Raw genomic sequence first — 20118 nt, 5'->3', positions numbered from 1 at the left:
ATTGTAACTGGTTTTTTTATCTTTTCAACTGTTTAGAGCTTTTTATTTAAAACTTTTCGGAAATTAAAGAAGGACAACCCAATGTTTCCTAAAACGAAACAAGCGGTTACCAGAAAAACAGAAGAATAGCCAAAACCATGGGCAACTGTTGACCCTACCATCGGTCCTAAAACTTGACCGAAATTACTACACATCTGATTGTAACTATAAACTCTACTTACGCCCTCCGTTGGCGTTATTTTACTAATTAACGTATTAATTGATGGCATTAATGCGCCTGTTGAAAAACCTAAAAGGAATCGTAAAACACCTAACTGAAAAGGTGTTTGCACAAACGCCATGGGAATGTAACAAATAAAAGAAAGAATTAATCCGCCTAATAAAACTTTTTGGTTCCCAATGCGGTCCCCAATTTTTCCCAAAGTTGGAGAAGAAATAATTGCTGAAACGCCGGCAATCGAAACAATCAAACCACTAACAAATAATACATTCTCTGTATCGCCACTTAAAGATCGAATATATAGCGTTAAGATTGGGCTGATACTTGTAATTCCTAATTGTAAAATTAACGTAGTCACAAACAAACCAATCAATACTGAAACATGATCCATCTTACTAAAAATTTCTTTCGTCGTTAATAAATCCTTTTTCTCAACTGGTTGAAAATCTTCTTTAACTAAAAAGATAGTCAACAACGTTGTAATGAATAAAATAACGCCGGTAATAATAAAGACATTTTCCATTCCAAACCACTGTGCCAACGCACCGCCAATCGATGGCGCAATTAACGTCCCAGCAATTGCACCTGTTGATAATGTTCCTAGAGCCCAGCCATTTTTCTCTTTTGGCGCTTGCGACGCAATCATCGCTGTTGCGTTAGGAATATAGCCGGATAAAATCCCGTTCATAAAACGCATAATCAACAGCCAGTATACATTAGGGACAAACGCTAACGCCCCCATTGTGATCGTCATTCCTGCTGCAGCCCGAATCATCATAATTTTCCGACCTTTTCGATCAGCTAAATTTCCCCAAATCGGTGCAACAATCGCAGCAGCAAATGCCGTGACAGAAATTGCCAATCCAGAAAACAACTCTACTTGACTCTTAGGCGTCCCTAATTGTTCAACGTATACTGGAATAAACGGCATAACTAAGCTAATACTCGCCCCTGTAAAAAAGCAACCAATCCATGCGACTAACAAATTCTGCTTCCATTTTATTTTCATACTTTTATCCACCTTATCACCTCTTCACCTACCACTATACTCTAAAAGAGTGAATCTCTCAAAAGAAAATTCTTTTAAAAAAAAGTCTGACAGACCGGTCAAAACGACCAATCTGCCAGACTTCTTAACACTTGGGCTTAAGATAAACAGCTGAATAAATGCAACACCTTCAAAGCTAACCGCTGTTATCTTAGCCTCACTTCTGTTTACTATAAAATAGCTAAGATTACAAAGTTTAAGATAAACAACGCATCAATGACCCAAATAATTGGTGAAACTTCTTTGGCTTTTCCTTTGACTACTTTCACCACTGCATAAAAGATGAACCCAGCAGCAATCCCATAAGAGATGCTATAACATAATCCCATGAAAATTGAAGCAAAAAATGCTGGAATCGCATCTTCTAAATCCGTCCAATTGATGTCTTTGAAAGAAGCTAACATCATAATTCCCACTAAAATTAACGCTGGAGCCGTAGCTTGTGCTGGTACAATAGCAATAAGTGGTGAAAAAAGACTACTTAGGGCAAATAGAATTGCTACCACTACCGATGTCAAACCTGTTCGACCACCCGCACCGATTCCTGCTGCACTTTCTACATAAGTTGTCGTATTCGATGTACCAAAAATCGCACCGATAGATGTTGCAATAGCATCTGCAAATAGAGCTTTGTCCATTTTAGTGCTGAAGCCCTTACTATCTTCTAAAGCTAATTCATCTTCTTTAGAGAAAATCCCTGTTCGACGTCCCGTACCGATAAATGTTCCAATTGTATCAAACGTATCTGATAAACTGAAGGCAATAATGGTCATTAAAACTTGAGGAATTTTTGAAGAATCACTAAACAATGACTGTAAGCCCTCAGCACCAAAAGCAGCGCCAAAAGTTGTACCTAATTCTTTAAATGAATTGCCCAACGAATTAGCATGCCAATCAACCGAAGCAGTGTCTACCACCCCCATTGGAATTGCGACTAACGTAGTAACCACAATGCCAATTAAAATAGCCCCACGAACATTCGTGACAACTAAAATCGTTGTTAAAACTAACCCAATTACCGCCAAAATAATGGCTGGATTATCAAAATTTCCTAAAGCGGGCACGATACTCGAACCATTTACAACACCATTTTGAGGTTCTGCTTGTACTGTGAAACTTAGTAAGCCAGCATTTTTCAACCCTACATAAGCGACAAAAATTCCAATCCCACCACCAATAGCATGTTGTAAACTCTCTGGAATTGCTTTAATAATCATTTTGCGAATTTTTGTCACTGTAATCAAAATGTTAATCAAACCACAAATAAAAACCATTGCTAATGCTTGTTGCCATGTATACCCCATCCCAAAAACGACCGTAAACGTGAAGAAAGCATTGAGTCCCATCCCCGGTGCTTGAGCGTAAGGTACATTAGCAAACAGCCCCATAATTAATGTACCGATGATTGAAGCAATAATGGTCGCTAAAAAAACAGCCTGAAAAGGCATCCCTGTTTCTGAAAGAATGGACGGATTAACAAATAAAATATAACTCATTGCAAAAAAGGTCGTGACCCCCGCCATTATTTCAGTTGATACCGTTGTCTTGTTTTCCTTTAATTTGAAAAACGTATTCATAATTGCACTTCTCTCCCTTAAAATCCATGTTTTCGAATAATTACTCTTTGATTATAAGAGAATCGCTATCTTTTTACAACAAAATATTAACTATTATATATATTTTTCTATATAATGTTCGTGTTTTACAGATATAAAAAAAGAAAAAGCTTTACATTGCTTCTTCTTTTCCTAATAATTGGATTAGCCCAAACAATAGCATCTGTAGAAACATCATTAATAAAATAAACATTAATTTTTGAAGGGACCAGTCAAAAAAGATAATTTTCACTGTTTCAATTGGACTCATAAAAAGATAGACACTGTGTAATCGATCAAAACGTCCAACATAAATCGCCAAAGCAGACAAGAAATGAAGGCTGGCTTGAAAGACTACAATTGTTCTATAGCCGCAATAACTTTGCAATTTCCGGCTAACAGTTGTTACTGTTTTCATCCCTAAAAGCCCATATATAACAATCCCGCTAGTTAAGCAAACAAACGCCCACCAATCACCAATTTGGTTTGCAAAAATCGTATTAAAGCCTCGATAAATAGATAGCGTTTCTAAATGAAAAAAATCCGTAAATAGGTACGGCGCATTAGGATAAAAAATTAACCAAGCAAAACCTATCAACCAATCCCTTTTACGTTTTTCTGCGCTTAAAAGATAACTAAGTTCAATTGGAATATAGGCTAACAACACGTTCAACGCCATAAAATGAAAATGCGTAGCAAATAACCACATATAGATACAATAGATTAAGGTGATCACTCGTAAATAATTTCTAGAATTTTTCAAGATGCTCTGCGCTCCTTTTTCAAACGGTTTATTTTAGTGTAGCATACTTCTTAAGCTTTTTTTTAAACCTTATAAATGAACATGCTTCTCCCCTTGATAATCTTCGGTTTTATGCTAGACTGAGTAAAAGGCATTTAGGAGGAATTTTTACTTGAAAAAATTAATTGCTATTGATTTAGACGGCACAACATTAAATGCACAGTCTTTAATCAGTCCAAAAACCGAACAAACACTAAAAAAAGCGATTGACAACGGTCATTACGTCAGTATTGCCACTGGACGTCCCTATAGAATGAGTCATCAATTTTACCAACAACTTGGCCTAACGACCCCTATGGTTAACTTTAACGGCGCTTTAGTCCACATTCCAGAGAAAAAATGGGACTTGGAAAGCGAAGCCAATATTGAGCGTGACCTAGTCTTTGACATTTTGGCACAGAAAAAAGAATTACAATTAGATTTTGTTGCTGCTGAAAACAAAGAAACATTTTATATCGATACGTTAGATGGGTTCGATCCGAAATTTTTTGCTTCCAAAGCAACCTTAGATAATTTACTTACTGCTAAAAATTTACGAACAAATCCTACCTCAATGATGGTTCGGACCACACCAAACCAAGCTGAAAAAGTTGCTGATACATTGACAAAACAATATGGTGATTATATTGATGTCCGCACTTGGGGCGGTCCAATGCCTATTTTAGAAATGGTCGCAAAAGGAATTCAAAAGGCCCATGGCGTTGATCAAGTGGCGAACTTTTTATCTGTCAAACCAGCTGATATCATTGCTTTTGGCGATGAACATAATGACGAAGAAATGTTAAGTTATGCTGGTTGGGGTGTTGCTATGAACAATGCCACGGATAAAATTAAATCCGTAGCCAACGATGTCACTGAAAAAACAAATGATCAAGATGGTTTAGCAGATTACTTAGAAAATTATTTAGATCTATAAAAGGCTAAAATAAAAGTATTTCTTTAAAAAGAACTCACTTTGGTTTAGCTGATAATCTTAAGATTACAAAAGTAGGGCATAAGTCGAAACGACTTATGCCCCACTTCCGTTTTTTTATTCCTTCAATGAATTTTGAAACGTGCTGATTTTTTCAGCCAATCTTTGATAAGTAGTAAAAGACGGATGCTGTAGCTCTTGTTCTTCGTTAACGGATAAAGTTTGTTGTGTCGTAATGGCCTTTGTTAGTGCATCTACAAAATGAATAAAAGAATTGTTGGTTTGTTTATTGTATCCTGGTGAATAATATTTCGATTGACGATAAAAAGGCCGCAGGGCTGTTTCTGTGATTTTTTCCTGTTCATCTGAAAAGTATTCATCATAGCTGACATGTTTTATTTTCTGCTCTTCTGTTATCACTTGAAGTCGAGCGATTAGGCCATTGCCTAAATCTTCTGCGTAACCGATATACGTTTCTTTCGATGGCTCTTTTAGCCAAGTGTCCATCTCTGCTGCTAAAGGCATTAATCCTTCACGCGCAGAAGTTGATGAACCGCGTACCGTATAAAAATTACCTGTGACACGATTTTCGTCACGCATTTGTTTTTCTACATAAGTAATACCATTAACAACGGTGACTAACGTATCGTCTGTGCGCGTGTTGCTTGCTTGAAATTCAGGATAATCTGACAGGCGTTTGTTTACACCCGAATAGCGTGTATCATAATAAGGATCACTAGCAAACTCTGTAAACTCAACATTCAGAATCCTTTGCGTTTCAGGTTCCGTAATAATCTCTACAATGCCGTAATTTCCCCCAGTAAATACACCTTCATTTTTATAATAGTTACCCGTCATTAATCCCAAAGGCGGTTGATTGGACCAAAACATTTTTTCCTTTTTTTCTTCTGGTGTATATTTTGATGGTGGGGTTGTCCCAAATGTCGTTTGTGTGGCCCCTGTAACCACTTCGTACGTGTATTCATGAGAATCAAAAGTCAATTGATTAGCAATCAGTTCTTCATTTTTAGTCGGCGCTTGTTTTTCCGCCGCAGAAGTCGTTTGATTGGTGACGGTAACTTGCTTCACTTGCTTTGTCTCTTGCGGACCACTTGTTGTTTGTTTCGTTGGCTCTTGATCTGGCGTACAACCGACCAAAACAAATAATCCGATAAAAACCAACATTCCTTTAATATGTTTCATTCACTTCTCTCCTTTTTATAAACGCTTAATTTCCTCTTATCTCCAGTGTAGCAAACATTTATAAACCAAAACTGACGGAAAAATGAATAAATAATAAACAAAAACGCTAAGTCTCCTGCAGCTTAAGAGACTTAGCGTTTTTTTATTTAATTGCTTGGCGCTTTTGGCGCAACCACTCTTCTTTAATGTGTTCAGATAGGCGAATCATTCGTTTACCAACTTCACTATATTGGTTAGTAGCTAAATTGGCTAAAGAAATTCGAACTGACCATTTGTCACTCCCGAAAGCATCCGCTTTTAAAAGCATTAATTTTTCTTTTTCTGCTAACGAAGTTAATACTTTTGTGATCGTCCACGATTTCGTTAAATAACTTGAAAATTCTGGGCCATAACGTTTTTCTGTCCAATCTCTAAAGTTAATTTCACAATAGTATGCTGTATTTAAACTTGCTAAAGGCTCTTCAATGCCTAAGGTGCGGAACAAGAGCTTTTCACGCGTATGACAAATATCCATCACTTCGTCTTTATATGCTTGACCGTCTTTTAACAAAGCATACAAACTAAATAAAGCCATCATTGCTTGCTGAATAGAAGAAAGTCCCGCTGCATGGTTCAACGCAATATCGCGGCTGTCTGCGACTAAGCGGCTGATAAAGTTAATTTGGCTTGTGTCTGCATTCAATGTAGCATAACGTGCCTGTAATTCCATTTTTCGAGCCACTGGCAATTCTTTTAATAATTGGTCAAAGATGTTCTCTTGGCTGACCGCAATGGTCCCCACACGCCAACCGGTAGCGCCAAAGTATTTAGAATAAGAATAGATACAGGCTGTATTGTAAGGTAACTCCGTAAATAGTGAACGGAAAGCTGGCACAAAAGTTCCGTAAACGTCATCTGTTAAAATCATTAGCTTAGGGTTATCCACTGCAACGATTTGTTTGATTTGTTCAATGGTAGGTTTTCCCATAGCATTGGCAGTTGGATTGCTGGGATTTACGACAAAAACCGCTTTGATGGACGGGTCTTTTAGTTTATCAATTTCCTTGTTTGAGTATTGATACGTCGTTTTTCCATCAATGATCATTTGCTCTGCTTTGATTTTAACCACGTCAAAATCATAACGTGGTAGTTCTGGAATTTCTAGATAAGGAGCAAACGTTGGTAATAACAACGCAATACGATCACCTTTTTCTAGTAAATAATTATTTGCCAACGTATCAAACAAGTAACAAATCCCTGCTGTACCACCTTCAACGGCAAAAATATCAAACGGTTGTGCTTCGCTGGAAAATAATTCTTGATTTAAATATGCTTTAATCGGTTGTTCACACGCCTTCAAGCAACGAACAGGATTCGGATAATTATCCCCAATCACATAGTCTAACATGGCATCTAACCACATTTCCTTATCCATCCCAAAATAGTTATGCTCTGCTGTCCAAATTTCTTGTAAGAAGGTTGCCCCTTTACTAGGATTTTCTGCTAAAAAGTTTAAGAAGCGTTGCGTTCTACCAAAACTTGGCTGAATCATACCAGCCGTTTGTTCGCTCCCCTCTCTTAACGTTTCTTTTGTAGCAAATTGACCTAATAAAAAAAAGGCTTCCCTTGGTGTTGGCGCCGTCCAATTAGGATTGCCTCGCCCTGCATTTAACAATGTTTCTAAATTATGATTTTCTTCATGTAATTTCTTCTCTAAAAATAGACTTAATTCAAACGGACTAAGGTTTTCTGTCAATTCATCACTTGTTATCATTTTATCCTCCTGAAGCACACACAGTCATTTAGTATGTAGTCTATACTACTCTTCTACCTCCAGATGTCAACCATTTAAGCGGAATATTCTGACAATTAATAAAAAAGAAACAATCCTTTATAAAAAATAAAGGATTGTTTCTTTTTTGCTGATTAACCAAAGAACCGTTGCATCTCAATTTTTGCTGATTGAACAGAATCAGAAGCATGGATTAAATTTTTGGTGACAGACAACCCATAATCCGCTCGTAAGGTGCCACTTTCAGCATCTAACGGATTCGTTGCTCCAACTAATTTACGCACTTTTTTAACCACATTGTCCCCTACAACGACCATCACAACCACTGGGCCACTTGTCATATAGGCTAATAATTCAGGGAAAAATAGTTCATCTTTTAAATGCTCATAATGTTCCTTCACTGTTTCTACTGTTAGTCGTTCGAATTTAAGGTGCAATAAGTCAATACCTTTATCTTCAAAACGTTGAATGATTTTGCCAACTAACTTTCGTTCAACGCCATCTGGCTTAATAATTACTAAACTTGTTTCCTTCATTTTTTCCATCCCTTTCAAAACTTCCTTTTGCCCTTTCCCAAGGGGTAGCTACAGAATAAAATGAAAGCGGATACTTTGTCAATGATAAATTTTCTTTTCCTTTTGATTAAATAAAAAATTAAAGATTATTCACAAGGTTTGTGAATTGTTCTTTCAGTTCTGTATTGCTTGTTTCTTTTAAAAACAAATAAGGTTGCTCCTCTACTGGCTGTTCTTTACTCACATAAACTTTGGCTTCACCATTCACTAAAGTAAATAAATAGACATGCTTCTGGGCAACTTGTGTCGCACTGTCAGAGTATACTGCCACCAGACAATAACCCCCTTCGCTGCCTGTTTCTGACCAATTTAACCAAATGGGATTGTTCCCAATAGCTGGTTGTATTTTAGGTTCATAACTCAATAAATCATCAGGCACTTGAATCGTGTAAAAAGCTACAGAGTGACCTGGTTGGTACGCTTGATAGTTCTGATTGCGTTCTTGACCCCAGGTTTCCATGTATTGTCCTAACTGTTTTGCTTTTTGCTGATTCCAAATCGTCCCTTCTTCTGTAACTAATTCAATTAATTCTTGTGTTTGCGTTGTTTGCTCTAATTCCAACGCCGTGGTTTGACTAACTTCGGTTGCTGAAATTGCTCTTGTTTCTTCAGTATTTACATTGTTTGTTTGTACGGTTTGTACTTTCTGTGATTCCTCTTTCGATTTTTGCCAACCACAGCTAGATAAAACGCTTCCAACAATCGCTATCATAATAATCCCGTTTAGTTTCATTCCTTAAACTCCTGTTTTTATTTTTATTCTATCGAAATAAACCTAAAATCTCAATCCCTTTCTTTGGATAGTTGAAAACCATTTGGGAACTAGTAATTCTCCACAATTATAGTCCTCTAGTAATTGTTGGTATTGCTGTTCCATAGTCCTGATTTCTTTTTCACCAAAGCTCAGTGCCCAAACTAAAGAATAGAGTCCTGCGTGAAAAGTATAAAGCTTTTGAAACTGCCAAAATAAGGTAGGAACTTTCCCAGCAAAATAACCTTGTAATTGACCATAAGCAAACAATGGCGAAACATTTCTTGAAAAAAATTGTAACTTGTAAAATTCTTCATAAGGATCCCCAAAATCCCATCGATTAAAATCAATCACACCGACCTGCCTAGTTGGCAAGTAAATAAAATTTCCCACATGGAAATCTCCATGCTGATAAACCACAGGCCGTTGTTGCAATAACGGTAATTGTTTTTCTAAATATGAAATTATTGGCTGCTGGTACGGCATACAAAATTGAGATTCCTTATACTTATTTAGTTGGCTCTGCTTTTTTTCGTATAAATTTTGCGCAAGCTCTCTTTGACTAATCCTTTCAGGCAACAAAAGCTTATGGATTTTGTTTAAATAGCGGCCCGCCTCTACGCCTAAGTTCAGTTGTCTTTTGGGAGAAAGAGCGGGTAAAACATCGCTTAAGTCTTCACCTTCTAGATACGTTAATAACATGTATCCTTGTTCACTTTCAGGAATAGGTGCACATAAAAAAGGTTTAGAACTGGGAAATCCTAACGCCGCTACTTTTTTGATAAATTGATATTCTTGTTGTTTAGCTAATAACTCTTCTTGTTGAAAAATTCGCAATAAAAAGGTTTCTTGATTTTTGGTAACTTTAAACTTTAAATCAGTTGACCAACCACGGTGAATAGCTTCAACTTTTTGCCATTGCTGAAACGCTGGAATCTTCTCAAACGCCCTCATTACTTTCGCCTCCATTTCCCTATTGGTTTTAGTATACCAAAGAAAAAAGGCGAGCCTGGGACAAAAATCACTTTGAATTTTTGTTCCAGGCTTAAAAATTGATAAACGGCGGGAACAGAAGCAACTCCTTCGGAAATAAGCCGAAATTCTCCAAAAATTAAAGAACAATTTTCGGAAATTCCTTCTTATTTCTCGGAGTTAAACACTTCTGTCCCGACCTCGTCACTGGTTATCGTTTTCTAGTTTTCCTTATATAAATCGTTCCACTCGTTACTAAGAAAGCTCCTCCTAAAACAATCCAGAAAGTACTAGGTACTTCTGCACCTGCTTTTGGTAATACTTTTTTGGGAAGCTGTTCTTGTTTCCCAATCATACTTTTATTAGAAAAAGCATGCGTACTTTCTGTTGATTTGGTTCCCTGATTTGCTGATGAATTCAGCGAATTATCTAAGGATGACTCACTAGTAGTTTTTCCAGATTTGTCTGGGTTTTGGTTTTGGTTTTGGTTTTGGTTTTGGTTTTGGTTTTGGTTTTGGTTTTGGTTTTGGTTTTGGTTTTGGTTTTGGTTTTGGTTTTGGTTTTGGTTTTGGTTTTGGTTTTGGTTTTGGTTTTGGTTTTGGTTTTGGTTTTGGTTTTGGTTTTGGTTTTGGTTTTGGTTTTGGTTTTGGTTTTGGTTTTGGTTTTGGTTTTGGTTTTGGTTTTGGTTTTGATCTTTTCCTTCGATTGGTCCTTCACTTGTTTTTGTTTCTTTGTCTTTATCTGGTTTGCCACTTGCATCTGAGTCTTTATCTTTTTCTGGTTCGCCACTTGCATCTGGCTCTTTGTCTTTTTCTGGTTCGCCACTTGCATCTGGCTCTTTGTCTTTTTCTGGTTCGCCACTTGCATCTGGTTCTTTGTCTTTATCTGGTTCGCCGCTTGCATTTGGCTCTTTGTCTTTGTCTGGTTCTTCTACATGTGGTTGATTTATCTTGTGGTTATTTTCAAATAAAGCACCTAATTGTAGCAACGTTCGGTCTTCATTTAATGCACTATTAAATTGAATCCCCAAAGGCAGTCCTTCTTTTGAAACGTAAGTTGGTACACTTAATGCTGGATGTCCAAATAAATTTGCTTGTTGTGTAAACGGTGTATATGTGAACGCCGTCAGCCATTGGTCATAAATCAATTGTTTTTGTTCTGCTGGTGACAATTGATCAATTTTTTCCATCTGTGCTGCATGTTCTGGTTTTAGTAACAGATTATCAATACTAGGTGCCGTGGCAGCTGTCGTTGGTGTTAATAAGATAGGATACTGTTGATAAAATTCGTCCATCGCTTGTGCTTGTAAAGCAATATCTGTCCAAGCCGCAGTTGTCTCTTCACTCGTTATATTTTTTCCTGTTTGAAAAAGCGCCCATGTTAACAGTTCTACATCATTTCGTTCAAGCGGTCTTTTTAATTTCTGCCGCGCCATAAAATCGGCAATTCCTGCTGAGCCAGCAGCTACAGTATAATAATTTTTCATTAGACGTTCCCCATCAACAGGGTGCTTCACTTCAACCAATGTGTACCCTTGGTCTTTTAAAAAAGCAACAGCTTCAGCGACCGCCTCTTTTGCTTCGGCACTTACAGGCGTTCCGGCAGGGGATTCTGTTGTATAAGCAATGGGTTGCGCTTGACTTAAATGTCCCGCAGGAAGATCTTTTTTGGTTAATAAGGTTTCAAATAATGCATTTGTATCCGCCACGGTTCGACTTAAACCAAAGTGAACAGTTTGACCTTTTGCACTATTAGAATTACCAATGATTACTCCTCTAGAAGGTTTCAAGCCTACGGTGCCTGTCCAAGAAGCAGGGATGCGGATAGAGCCACCAGCATCACTTCCAGAAGCAATGGGAACAAATGCCGCGGCGACACTAGCACCCGCTCCGCCTGAAGAACCACCTGAATAATGGTTAGGATTCCATGGATTGACGGAAACGCCATATAACTTTGAATCTGAAATATTCTTCCAACCTAATTCTGGATAATTCGTTTGACCAATGATTATGAATCCGGCATTTTGTAGTGCTTTGACAAAGGTCGATGTCCCACCAGCTACTTGATCTCGGAGAAAACCAAAACCGTTCGTGTTGCTTTCACCTTTCAAGGATTGTCCTAACCCTTTTAGTAAGAGCGGCACACCTAGAAATGGTTGACCTGTATCTTGTAAAGCTTTTGCTTCTGTCAAAGCCGCTTCTTCTCGTAAAGTAATGACCGCATTTAATGTAGGATTTTCACGTTTAGTGATGGCCAACGCAATTTTTACTAATTCTTCGCTCGTCACCTTTTTTTCTCTTACTAAAGTTGCTAACTCCAGTGCAGTTGCTTGTTTATAATCTGCTTCTGAAAAAGCATTCTCTGCAGAAACAGCTTTTCCATCTGTATCACTATTTTGTATCTCATTTGTGGTTTCAGTGGTTACTGCAACCACATTTCGGCTACTGCTTTCGGCGATTGCCGAAGAGGATTCTTTTTCCTGCATCACCGTTTGGCTAGTAGTTTCAGATTCCAAGTTAGCTACAGTCTGACTGGTTTCTGTTGTTACTGATTCCGTCTCTGTTTGAACGGTTGTTTCTAGTATACTTTCTTGTGCCAACATTGGTACCCCTACCAGTGTTTGGCTAATTAATAAAATAATCCCTAACTTTTTGAACAAAATCGACTTCTTCATAAGTCACATCCTTTATCTATTAATACAGATAAAAAATCTGTATTACTTATAGCATAAATGAAAGCGATTAAAAAGTAAAGTTCTCTTGAAAATTCCAATGTTCAACTTTTAGGCTAGGTTCTTTTTATATGCTAAAATAGAATAGAAACGGAGGTTTTTTAATGGAATGGATTGAAATTAAGCACGCAACACAAAATAATTTGAAGAATGTCTCTGTCAATATCCCTAAAAAGCAACTAACTGTTGTTACTGGACTTTCGGGTTCAGGAAAGTCCTCCTTAGTATTTGACACATTAGCCGCTGAATCACGTCGTGAACTAAATGATACATTTAGTTCGTTTGTTCAAAATTACTTACCCAAATATGGTCGTCCAGAAGTTGAAAAAATCGAGAATCTTCCTGTTGCAATTGTCATTGACCAGAAAAAAGTAGCAGGTAATTCTCGTTCGACAGTGGGAACGTACACAGATATTTATACGTTTTTACGTTTGCTGTTTTCACGAGCAGGTTCTCCATTTGTTGGTTATTCAGATACTTTTTCGTTTAATCATCCGGATGGAAAATGTCCAACATGCGATGGCTTAGGAAAGATTACCGAAATCAATCTTCATCAGCTAGTTGATTATGACAAATCATTAAACGAAGGGCCTATCGATTTCCCCACATTTACAGTTGGCAACTGGCGGTGGAAGCGTTATGCCCATAGTGGTCTATTTGATTTGGATAAAAAAATCAAGGACTATTCCCCTGAAGAGTTAGCATTATTTTTATATGCTCCACAACAAAAACTAGCTAATCCACCCAAAGAGTGGCCTCATACAGCTTTGTATGAAGGAATCGTCCCGCGCATGCAACGTAGCATATTGCATACAGACGAAGGCAAACGTCATCAAAAATACCTTAATCACTTTGTTACCGTAAAAAGATGTCCTGATTGTTTAGGAAGTAGAGTCAATGAACGTGTTCGTAGCTGCAAAATTAATCAGAAAAGTATTGCTGATGCTGTTGACATGCCACTCACTGAATTACATTCTTTTATTCGTTCAATGGACCTTTCCTTAATAAAAAATATTCAAGAAGAGCTACTTGTACGTCTAGAAGCATTAATTAATATCGGTCTCTCCTACCTCACATTAGGACGAGCAACTGAAACACTTTCTGGTGGTGAAGCACAGCGGATTAAAATTGCTAAGTATGTAAACAGCGCCTTAAACGATATTATGTATATTTTAGATGAACCAAGTGCTGGCTTACATCCAAAGGACATCGAACGGATCAGTCGTGCATTGCTCAATTTAAAAAATAAAGGAAACACCGTGGTTCTCGTGGAACATAATCCACAATTAATTAGAGAAGCTGATTTTATCATCGATATAGGACCTTTCGCAGGCGAAAATGGTGGCCATGTCCAGTTTTCAGGAACGTATGACGCATTTTTAGCCTCCAAAACCTTGACTAGTCAAGCCCTTCAAGAGCCGCTCCCTTTAAACGACCAACCAAGAAAAGCAAGGAAGTCTTTATCAATCGAACATGCGACACTGCATAATTTAAACAATCTATCTGTCGAAGTTCCGTTAGGAGTTTTGACTGTTATTTGTGGGGTCGCTGGTTCAGGTAAATCATCATTAGCGGAAGAAATTTATCAAAAAGCCCAGGCTGATAACCAAGAAATTATTCATCTTTCACAAAAAAGCATTACCGCAAATTTACGATCCACACCAATGACCTATCTCAATATTTTTGATAAGGTCCGCAAACTGTTTGCGGAAGAAAATCATGTTAGTCCAGCTTTATTTAGCTATAATTCCAAAGGCGCCTGTCCTACTTGCAAGGGGAAAGGAATAATTGTCTCCGATATGTCTTTTATGGAGGATGTTACTAGTATTTGCGAAACCTGTCACGGAACGCGTTACAAAGAAGAGGTGCTTCATTATCTGTATAACGGAAAAAATATCGTTGAAGTACTAGCTTTAAGCGTTAAAGATGGCTATGATTTTTTCAAAGACCAGCCTTTTGCTCTTTCATTAAAAAATTTACTGGAAGTTGGCTTAGGCTACCTTAAACTCAATCAATCGCTCTCAACATTATCTGGTGGCGAATTGCAAAGGGTAAAATTAGCAGACACACTTCACCAAAAAAAAGCTATCTATTTAATGGATGAACCTACAGATGGTTTACACTTAATTGATATCCAACAAAGTCTTCAACTTTTCAATCGAATGGTAGAAGAAGGAAACAGCTTGATTTTATTAGAACATCACATTGATGTGATTAAAAGTGCCGACTGGTTGATTGAACTAGGTCCCGAAGGTGGAGAAAATGGCGGACAGCTTCTTTTTACAGGAACCCCAGCAAATATGCTAAATTCCACTCACTCTATTACTAAAGGCTATCTATAAAATAAAAAGTACAAACGGTGCAAGCAATGAGCACCGTTTGTACTTTTTCTATTTCAATCCAACTTCCATCTTCACAGGTTGGTGATCTGTATATTTAAATTGTTCGTCCTTTGTTTTCACGCTATGAACAGCCACATTATCAGAAACAATAAAACCATCAATTACATACACTTGAGATGTTTCATAAGAGCCAGTGTAAGGCTTATTAAGCACCCGCACAGTCGGTTGTTGATCATCATAAGCAAGTGAAAAATGTTTAGGTAAGTCTGCAGGATCAATTTCTCCTGGTGCCCAACCAGCTTCACCTAGGTTAGGATATCGATGACTGCCTTTGAAAACTTGATTAAAGTCACCTCCAGCAATTACATAGTTTCCTTTAGCGTATTCTTGGGATAATACGTCAGCTAACTTTTTGCTTTGAGCAATCTTCCCTTCCCCATTGTCATAGGCTTCCAAATGTAAGTTAAAAACCACTAATTCTTTGTCTGTGCCTTTAATTGGAAAGCGCGTTTCTAGAAGCGCTCGTTTTAAGTTACTAATGCTAACGGGCCAACGAAAGGGATTGGGTAAAGCAATGCGTTTAGCCTCTGTTATTTTTTCATTTGATAATGTTAATAAACCACTTTCTACTCGTCCAATCGGCGGCCAAGGAATGGGCACATAATCTACCTTAAAATTATAAGCAAATGCGCTGTTCAGCTGTAGCTGTTTTTGTAATTCTTCCTCTTGATTGACTTCATAAGAACGTTGCGAGCGACGATCGACTTCTTGGAATAAGTAAATCATCGCTGGTAATTCTTTTAAGGTTTCTTCAATGCCTGTTAAATTCTGTTGGACCATTGCCTTATTAACTGGTTGGACAGTTTTGCCACCGTCCATAAAAAAATCTTCTGTTTGTCCTAGGCCGGCATAGCCTATGTTATACGTGACTAAAGAAATGGATTGCTGTTTTTCGATGGTTTGCTCTGAAAATTGTTTATTTATAGCAACTGGTTCAACCGCTCGTGGTCGAAACTCTCGGAAGGTTAAATATCCTATCAAAATTAAAGCTATGCTTAAAAGAAGGACCATCAAGCTACCGAGATATTTAAAAAACTTTTTCATTGATTCCGATGTTCCTTTCACATTATGTCAAACCAAAAGTAGTAATTATCTTCGTTGCTACTTCTTCTGGTGTCATGTTCGAATTATTTATTTTCGTTATTTTTACATTTGGAAATGTACTTTCTAGTTCACCTTCGTGGCTTACTAATCGATGTTCTTTAAAGGTATTGAGTAATTCTTTTCGAGAAAAGTCGACATCGCGTTTTGAAGGTTTTGCCTCTAGCCGTTCTGGATGAACATTTCGTTCTAGGCGGATTGCTGTTGAAGAGACGAGTTCGACGAAATAGACGGCTTCATGTTTACTAAGAAAAATTTCTGATATTTCTTCTAAAAATTGAAAATCTTGTTCTTGATCAAAAGCAATCACCACTGTAAAAATAATGTTTTTTGTTGTATTTGTGGCTGGATTTTCGACAAAGGCATGAAAAAGTTCCTTTCTAACGGAATCAGACAATTGAAATGCACGTTCCGTATACCCAAGATAGTTTGCAAATAAGTCAATGGTTTGATGATTAAATAGTAATTTAGCATCTAACTGCTTTTCTAAAGCCTTGCCAACGGTCATTTTCCCGACAGCTTGGGCACCAATTAAAACGATTAAAGACATCAACTTTCCCTCCTCTAGTCTAATTTTTAGGTGGCTATCTTCTACTATATCACACTATATTACAACACCTTACAAAACTGTTCGGAAAATTTTCTGTTTTTTATTACAAAAAAAAGACAAAAGACTCTATAATGAGAGAGGACTCGATTGATTATAGATGAGATAGGTGACGGAGAATGGCAATAGAAAAATATTTTCAAACAATAGATGGCAGTCAAATTTTTTATCAAATTTTTGGCAAAGAAACAAATTACCCCCTTGTGTTACTTCATGGTAATGGCAATGATCATACTTTTTTTAATTATCAAATTTCTTATTTCTCCAAGGAGTATCAAGTTATTGCGGTGGATACCCGCGGACATGGACGTTCCACCAATACACAAAGTCAATTAACTTTTCCGCTTTTGGCAGAAGATTTAGCTGGTATTATTCAACAAGAACACTTAACAAAAATTAATTTATTGGGCTTTAGTGACGGAGCAAATATTGCCATGGTTTTTACCCATTTATATCCTGATTTCGTCAACAAACTCGTCTTAAATTCTGGAAATGTCACCATGTCTGGTCTGAAAAAATATGTAACGATTGCCACTTATTTTCAATATTGGTTTTGTCGTATTGGCGCTTTTTTTTCAAAAAAATTGCGCGCACAGCTCCCTATCGTGGCTCTGTTATTTGAAGATACTGGACTGACAAAACAAGATTTAGAACACATCCCCTGTCCTACTCTTGTTATTACTGGCAGTCGAGATTTAATTGCGCTTTCCCATTCACGGGCGATTGCTGATGCCATTCCTGATGGTAAATTGGTCTTGGTAAATAAACAGGGTCATTTATTTGCCAAAAACTCACCAGATATTTTTAATAAAACAATCGAAAAATTCTTAAAGGAAATGAAGGTGTCTAAATGAAACAAATTATTCATTGGATCAAAACGCATACAGGATTACTAAAAACACTGTTTGTTATTGCGGTCTCAATTATTGTTGTTGCCCAACTTTTATCAATTGGTAAAACGATCTCATTTGAACAGTTAAAACAGATTTTTGATGAGATTCCGCTATGGAAATTGTTATTGATGATGGTTATCGGTTTAGTTTCCGTTACTCCGATGCTAAATTATGACTTAACATTAAATCGCATTTTAAACTTGAAAGTCTCAAAACGGGAACTCCTTGAATCTAGCTGGATTGTCAATACAATCAATAATATTGGTGGATTCGGTGGTTTGGTCAGCATGGGACTTCGTTCTGAATTTTATGGAAATAAAACAGAGGAAAAGAAAATTTTACCTGCGTTAACCCATATTTTACTTTTTGTGTTATCCGGTCTATCTATTTATAGTATTCTTTGCTTTTTCCTTGTTCAGTTTGATCCAAAGATGGCTTATTTACAGCAATATTGGATTTGGTTATTAGGTGGCGGTCTTTATTTCCCGTTACTTTATCTTATTTTACATTTCCAAAAAAATAGTTCCTTTGGTAACCTCGATGCAAAAAATCGCTTATCTTTAGTTGTTTCTTCGTTTTTAGAATGGACAGGTGTTTTAATTACCTTTATCAGTATTGGTTACTTATTAGATGTACCGATTCCTTTAATTGATATTGTTCCTTTATATGTAGCAGCTTCGATTATTGGGATTGCTTCGATGATTCCAGGGGCTTTAGGTAGTTTTGATGTCATGATGATTTTAGGACTGAGCAACTTAGGTGTCGATCGTGAAATTATTGTTTTGTGGTTATTGCTCTATCGTTTATTCTATTATATTATTCCTTTCTTAATTGGCTGTTTGTTCTTTACAAAACACTTAAGCCAAAAGTTGGATACTCATTATCGTCAACTGCTAAAACAAATTACTTTGGAAATTGCCCACAAGCTGGAAGTGGTTTTACTTTATTTTTCAGGAATTATGATGGTGCTCCTAGCCACTATTCCAGAAGCCTTCACTCAAGTGCATTGGTTAAGAGATATTAACCCCTTCCGTTCTCATATTATTATTCAAATTCCGAGTATTGTCTTAGGCTTTGCATTATTAATTATGGGACGTGGGATTGCTGATCGTGTTAAAAGAGCCTATTATCCAACGATTATTTTATTAATTGGTGCTATCTTGTATTCATTTGTTGTTGACTTTAGTATGTTTTCCATTTTCTATTTAGCTATTTTATTATTTATCGTTATTTTTTCAAAATCAGAATTGTACCGTGAACAACTGGTTTACTCTTGGGAGTGGATGACGATTGATGGGTTTATCTTTGGCTTGTTGACCTTATTATACCTAGTAATTGGTGTTTATAATTTACCGAACTTCCCACACCATCGTCATCATTTTGTGGAATTTTTCTTGTTCCCTTCCGAACGGATCTGGTTGTCAGGATTTATCGCTATCCTCTTAGTTATGAGTTTTAACTTTCTATTTGTTCGCTACCTCCAAGGGAAAAAACACCAAGTTGGTGAGTTTCCAGAAGATAGTATCTTGCATAATATCTTAACAACTTATGGCGGGAATATTGACAGTGAACTTGTCTTTCTTCATGATAAACAGGTTTTCTTATATCCCAAAGAAGAACCGACTGTCTTTTTACAATTCAACACCATTAATAATAAATGCGTTGTGATGGGCAACCCTTCTGGGAACAAAGAAGATTTTCCTGCGGCGATTGATGCATTCCTTAAAGAAACAGATCGTTTCGGCTATGTACCCGTCTTTTACGAAACCAATGAGGACAGCGTGATGTTACTACACGAATATGGCTACGAATTTATCAAAATGGGCGAAGAAGCCTTAGTTAATCTAGAAACATTTACGATGTCTGGGAAAAAATTCAAAGGTACCCGCGCAGTGTTTAATAAAATTACCAAAGCCGGCTATTCATTTGACGTACTCCAACCTCCTTTTAGTGCCGAACAAATGCACGAATTAAAAGCTATTTCGGATAGTTGGTTAGACAATCGAAAAGAAAAAGGCTTTTCACTAGGATTTTTCGATGAAGCGTATCTTCAAAGAAACCCAATTGCTGTTGTCCGAAATGCCGAAGGAGAAATGGTCTCTTTCGCTAATATCATTCCTAGTTACACAAATGAAGTTGGTACCATCGACTTGATGCGTCACCATAAAGAAAAAGCCCCTTCTGGAAGTATGGATTTCCTATTTATTCATTTATTTGAATATATGAAAACAGAAAATATTCATTATTTCAATTTAGGGATGGCTCCGTTAGCCAACGTTGGTCAATCAAGAAAAAGTTTTATTCAAGAACGGATTGCTGCGTTAATTTATGAATTTGGTTCAGAAATTTACTCCTTCCAAGGATTACGCGAATACAAGGAAAAATTTGCTAGCAAATGGCAACCACGCTATACACTTTATTCTAAAAGTAGTTGGATTGTCTACGTGATGATTGCTTTACTCATTGTCGATCAAAAAAATATTGACTAACAAAAAGAAGCCCAATTAAGTATAAAAAGCTTGGCAACTTCACTG

Annotated in this window: 15 protein-coding genes; 4 read left to right on the top strand and 11 right to left on the bottom strand. The window is 37.0% G+C overall.

Annotated elements, in window-relative coordinates:
• Positions 1-32 precede the first annotated feature (32 nt).
• From IGJ46_RS03935 to IGJ46_RS03925, 3 genes are all read right to left on the bottom strand, one after another.
• A complete protein-coding gene (locus IGJ46_RS03935) occupies positions 33-1229 on the bottom strand; it encodes a multidrug efflux MFS transporter (protein ID WP_002381323.1) in 1197 nt (398 codons plus the stop codon).
• Between the two features lie 209 nt (positions 1230-1438).
• Entirely contained in the window at positions 1439-2845 is a 1407-nt protein-coding gene (locus IGJ46_RS03930) for an NCS2 family permease (RefSeq protein WP_002355943.1), read from the bottom strand.
• 151 nt (positions 2846-2996) lie between these two features.
• Entirely contained in the window at positions 2997-3572 is a 576-nt protein-coding gene (locus IGJ46_RS03925; RefSeq protein ID WP_016627072.1) for a DUF1361 domain-containing protein, read from the bottom strand.
• 205 nt (positions 3573-3777) lie between these two features.
• Between IGJ46_RS03925 and IGJ46_RS03920 the strand changes: the two genes are divergently transcribed.
• Complete coding sequence (locus IGJ46_RS03920; protein WP_002355941.1) at positions 3778-4581, top strand: Cof-type HAD-IIB family hydrolase; 804 nt, start codon at positions 3778-3780, stop codon at positions 4579-4581.
• 114 nt (positions 4582-4695) lie between these two features.
• On the opposite strand, the gene IGJ46_RS03915 is transcribed toward IGJ46_RS03920, so the two are convergent.
• The 6 genes from IGJ46_RS03915 to IGJ46_RS03890 form a co-directional block, all read right to left on the bottom strand.
• Positions 4696-5781, bottom strand: a complete 1086-nt coding sequence (locus IGJ46_RS03915) for a hypothetical protein (RefSeq protein WP_430613949.1) — start codon at positions 5779-5781, stop codon at positions 4696-4698.
• 142 nt (positions 5782-5923) lie between these two features.
• The gene (aspD, locus tag IGJ46_RS03910; protein ID WP_002355939.1) at positions 5924-7534 is read right to left on the bottom strand and encodes an aspartate 4-decarboxylase; all 1611 of its coding nucleotides are present in this window, start codon (positions 7532-7534) and stop codon (positions 5924-5926) included.
• Positions 7535-7686: 152 nt separating this feature from the next.
• The gene (gene ndk, locus IGJ46_RS03905) at positions 7687-8097 is read right to left on the bottom strand and encodes a nucleoside-diphosphate kinase (RefSeq protein WP_002381321.1); all 411 of its coding nucleotides are present in this window, start codon (positions 8095-8097) and stop codon (positions 7687-7689) included.
• A gap of 109 nt (positions 8098-8206) precedes the next feature.
• A complete protein-coding gene (locus tag IGJ46_RS03900; protein ID WP_010717525.1) occupies positions 8207-8860 on the bottom strand; it encodes a DUF4767 domain-containing protein in 654 nt (217 codons plus the stop codon).
• A gap of 42 nt (positions 8861-8902) precedes the next feature.
• Positions 8903-9847 carry an aminoglycoside phosphotransferase family protein gene (locus IGJ46_RS03895; protein WP_218391570.1) on the bottom strand — a complete coding sequence of 315 codons (945 nt, stop codon included), beginning with the start codon at positions 9845-9847 and terminating at the stop codon, positions 8903-8905.
• A gap of 214 nt (positions 9848-10061) precedes the next feature.
• Positions 10062-12524: an amidase family protein gene (locus IGJ46_RS03890; protein ID WP_430613947.1), complete on the bottom strand. Its 2463-nt coding sequence runs from the start codon at positions 12522-12524 to the stop codon at positions 10062-10064.
• Positions 12525-12685: 161 nt separating this feature from the next.
• Between IGJ46_RS03890 and IGJ46_RS03885 the strand changes: the two genes are divergently transcribed.
• The gene (locus IGJ46_RS03885) at positions 12686-14923 is read left to right on the top strand and encodes an ATP-binding cassette domain-containing protein (protein ID WP_218391475.1); all 2238 of its coding nucleotides are present in this window, start codon (positions 12686-12688) and stop codon (positions 14921-14923) included.
• Positions 14924-14971: 48 nt separating this feature from the next.
• Here IGJ46_RS03885 and IGJ46_RS03880 read toward each other — a convergent pair whose 3' ends face one another.
• Entirely contained in the window at positions 14972-16027 is a 1056-nt protein-coding gene (locus IGJ46_RS03880) for an endonuclease subunit UvrC (protein ID WP_002396489.1), read from the bottom strand.
• A gap of 22 nt (positions 16028-16049) precedes the next feature.
• Positions 16050-16634 carry a hypothetical protein gene (locus IGJ46_RS03875; protein ID WP_002404468.1) on the bottom strand — a complete coding sequence of 195 codons (585 nt, stop codon included), beginning with the start codon at positions 16632-16634 and terminating at the stop codon, positions 16050-16052.
• A gap of 176 nt (positions 16635-16810) precedes the next feature.
• On the opposite strand from IGJ46_RS03875, the gene IGJ46_RS03870 reads away from it, so the two are divergent.
• On the top strand, positions 16811-17545 hold the full coding sequence (locus tag IGJ46_RS03870) for an alpha/beta fold hydrolase (protein WP_002388840.1): 735 nt from the start codon (positions 16811-16813) through the stop codon (positions 17543-17545).
• Positions 17542-20073, top strand: coding sequence for a bifunctional lysylphosphatidylglycerol flippase/synthetase MprF (gene mprF / locus IGJ46_RS03865; protein ID WP_002358907.1), 2532 nt, complete (start codon positions 17542-17544; stop codon positions 20071-20073). Before IGJ46_RS03870 ends, mprF begins: the two co-directional genes overlap by 4 nt.
• Positions 20074-20118 lie beyond the last annotated feature (45 nt).

This window comes from Enterococcus sp. AZ120 (assembly GCF_050546165.1).
Lineage (GTDB): Bacteria > Bacillota > Bacilli > Lactobacillales > Enterococcaceae > Enterococcus > Enterococcus faecalis.
The sequence above is the reverse complement of the archived record's forward strand: the minus strand, read 5'-3'. Positions and strand labels throughout refer to the sequence as shown.

Bases quoted from the DNA above. Each gene is read 5' to 3' on its own strand.
- IGJ46_RS03935 (WP_002381323.1), bottom strand. From the start codon at position 1,229: ATGAAAATAAAATGGAAGCAGAATTTGTTAGTCGCATGGATTGGTTGC.
- IGJ46_RS03930 (WP_002355943.1), bottom strand. From the start codon at position 2,845: ATGAATACGTTTTTCAAATTAAAGGAAAACAAGACAACGGTATCAACT.
- IGJ46_RS03925 (WP_016627072.1), bottom strand. From the start codon at position 3,572: ATGTGGTTATTTGCTACGCATTTTCATTTTATGGCGTTGAACGTGTTG.
- IGJ46_RS03915 (WP_430613949.1), bottom strand. From the start codon at position 5,781: ATGAAACATATTAAAGGAATGTTGGTTTTTATCGGATTATTTGTTTTG.
- aspD (WP_002355939.1), bottom strand. From the start codon at position 7,534: ATGATAACAAGTGATGAATTGACAGAAAACCTTAGTCCGTTTGAATTA.
- ndk (WP_002381321.1), bottom strand. From the start codon at position 8,097: ATGGAAAAAATGAAGGAAACAAGTTTAGTAATTATTAAGCCAGATGGC.
- IGJ46_RS03900 (WP_010717525.1), bottom strand. From the start codon at position 8,860: ATGAAACTAAACGGGATTATTATGATAGCGATTGTTGGAAGCGTTTTA.
- IGJ46_RS03895 (WP_218391570.1), bottom strand. From the start codon at position 9,847: ATGGAGGCGAAAGTAATGAGGGCGTTTGAGAAGATTCCAGCGTTTCAG.
- IGJ46_RS03890 (WP_430613947.1), bottom strand. From the start codon at position 12,524: ATGAAGAAGTCGATTTTGTTCAAAAAGTTAGGGATTATTTTATTAATT.
- IGJ46_RS03885 (WP_218391475.1), top strand. From the start codon at position 12,686: ATGGAATGGATTGAAATTAAGCACGCAACACAAAATAATTTGAAGAAT.
- IGJ46_RS03880 (WP_002396489.1), bottom strand. From the start codon at position 16,027: ATGAAAAAGTTTTTTAAATATCTCGGTAGCTTGATGGTCCTTCTTTTA.
- IGJ46_RS03875 (WP_002404468.1), bottom strand. From the start codon at position 16,634: ATGTCTTTAATCGTTTTAATTGGTGCCCAAGCTGTCGGGAAAATGACC.
- IGJ46_RS03870 (WP_002388840.1), top strand. From the start codon at position 16,811: ATGGCAATAGAAAAATATTTTCAAACAATAGATGGCAGTCAAATTTTT.
- mprF (WP_002358907.1), top strand. From the start codon at position 17,542: ATGAAACAAATTATTCATTGGATCAAAACGCATACAGGATTACTAAAA.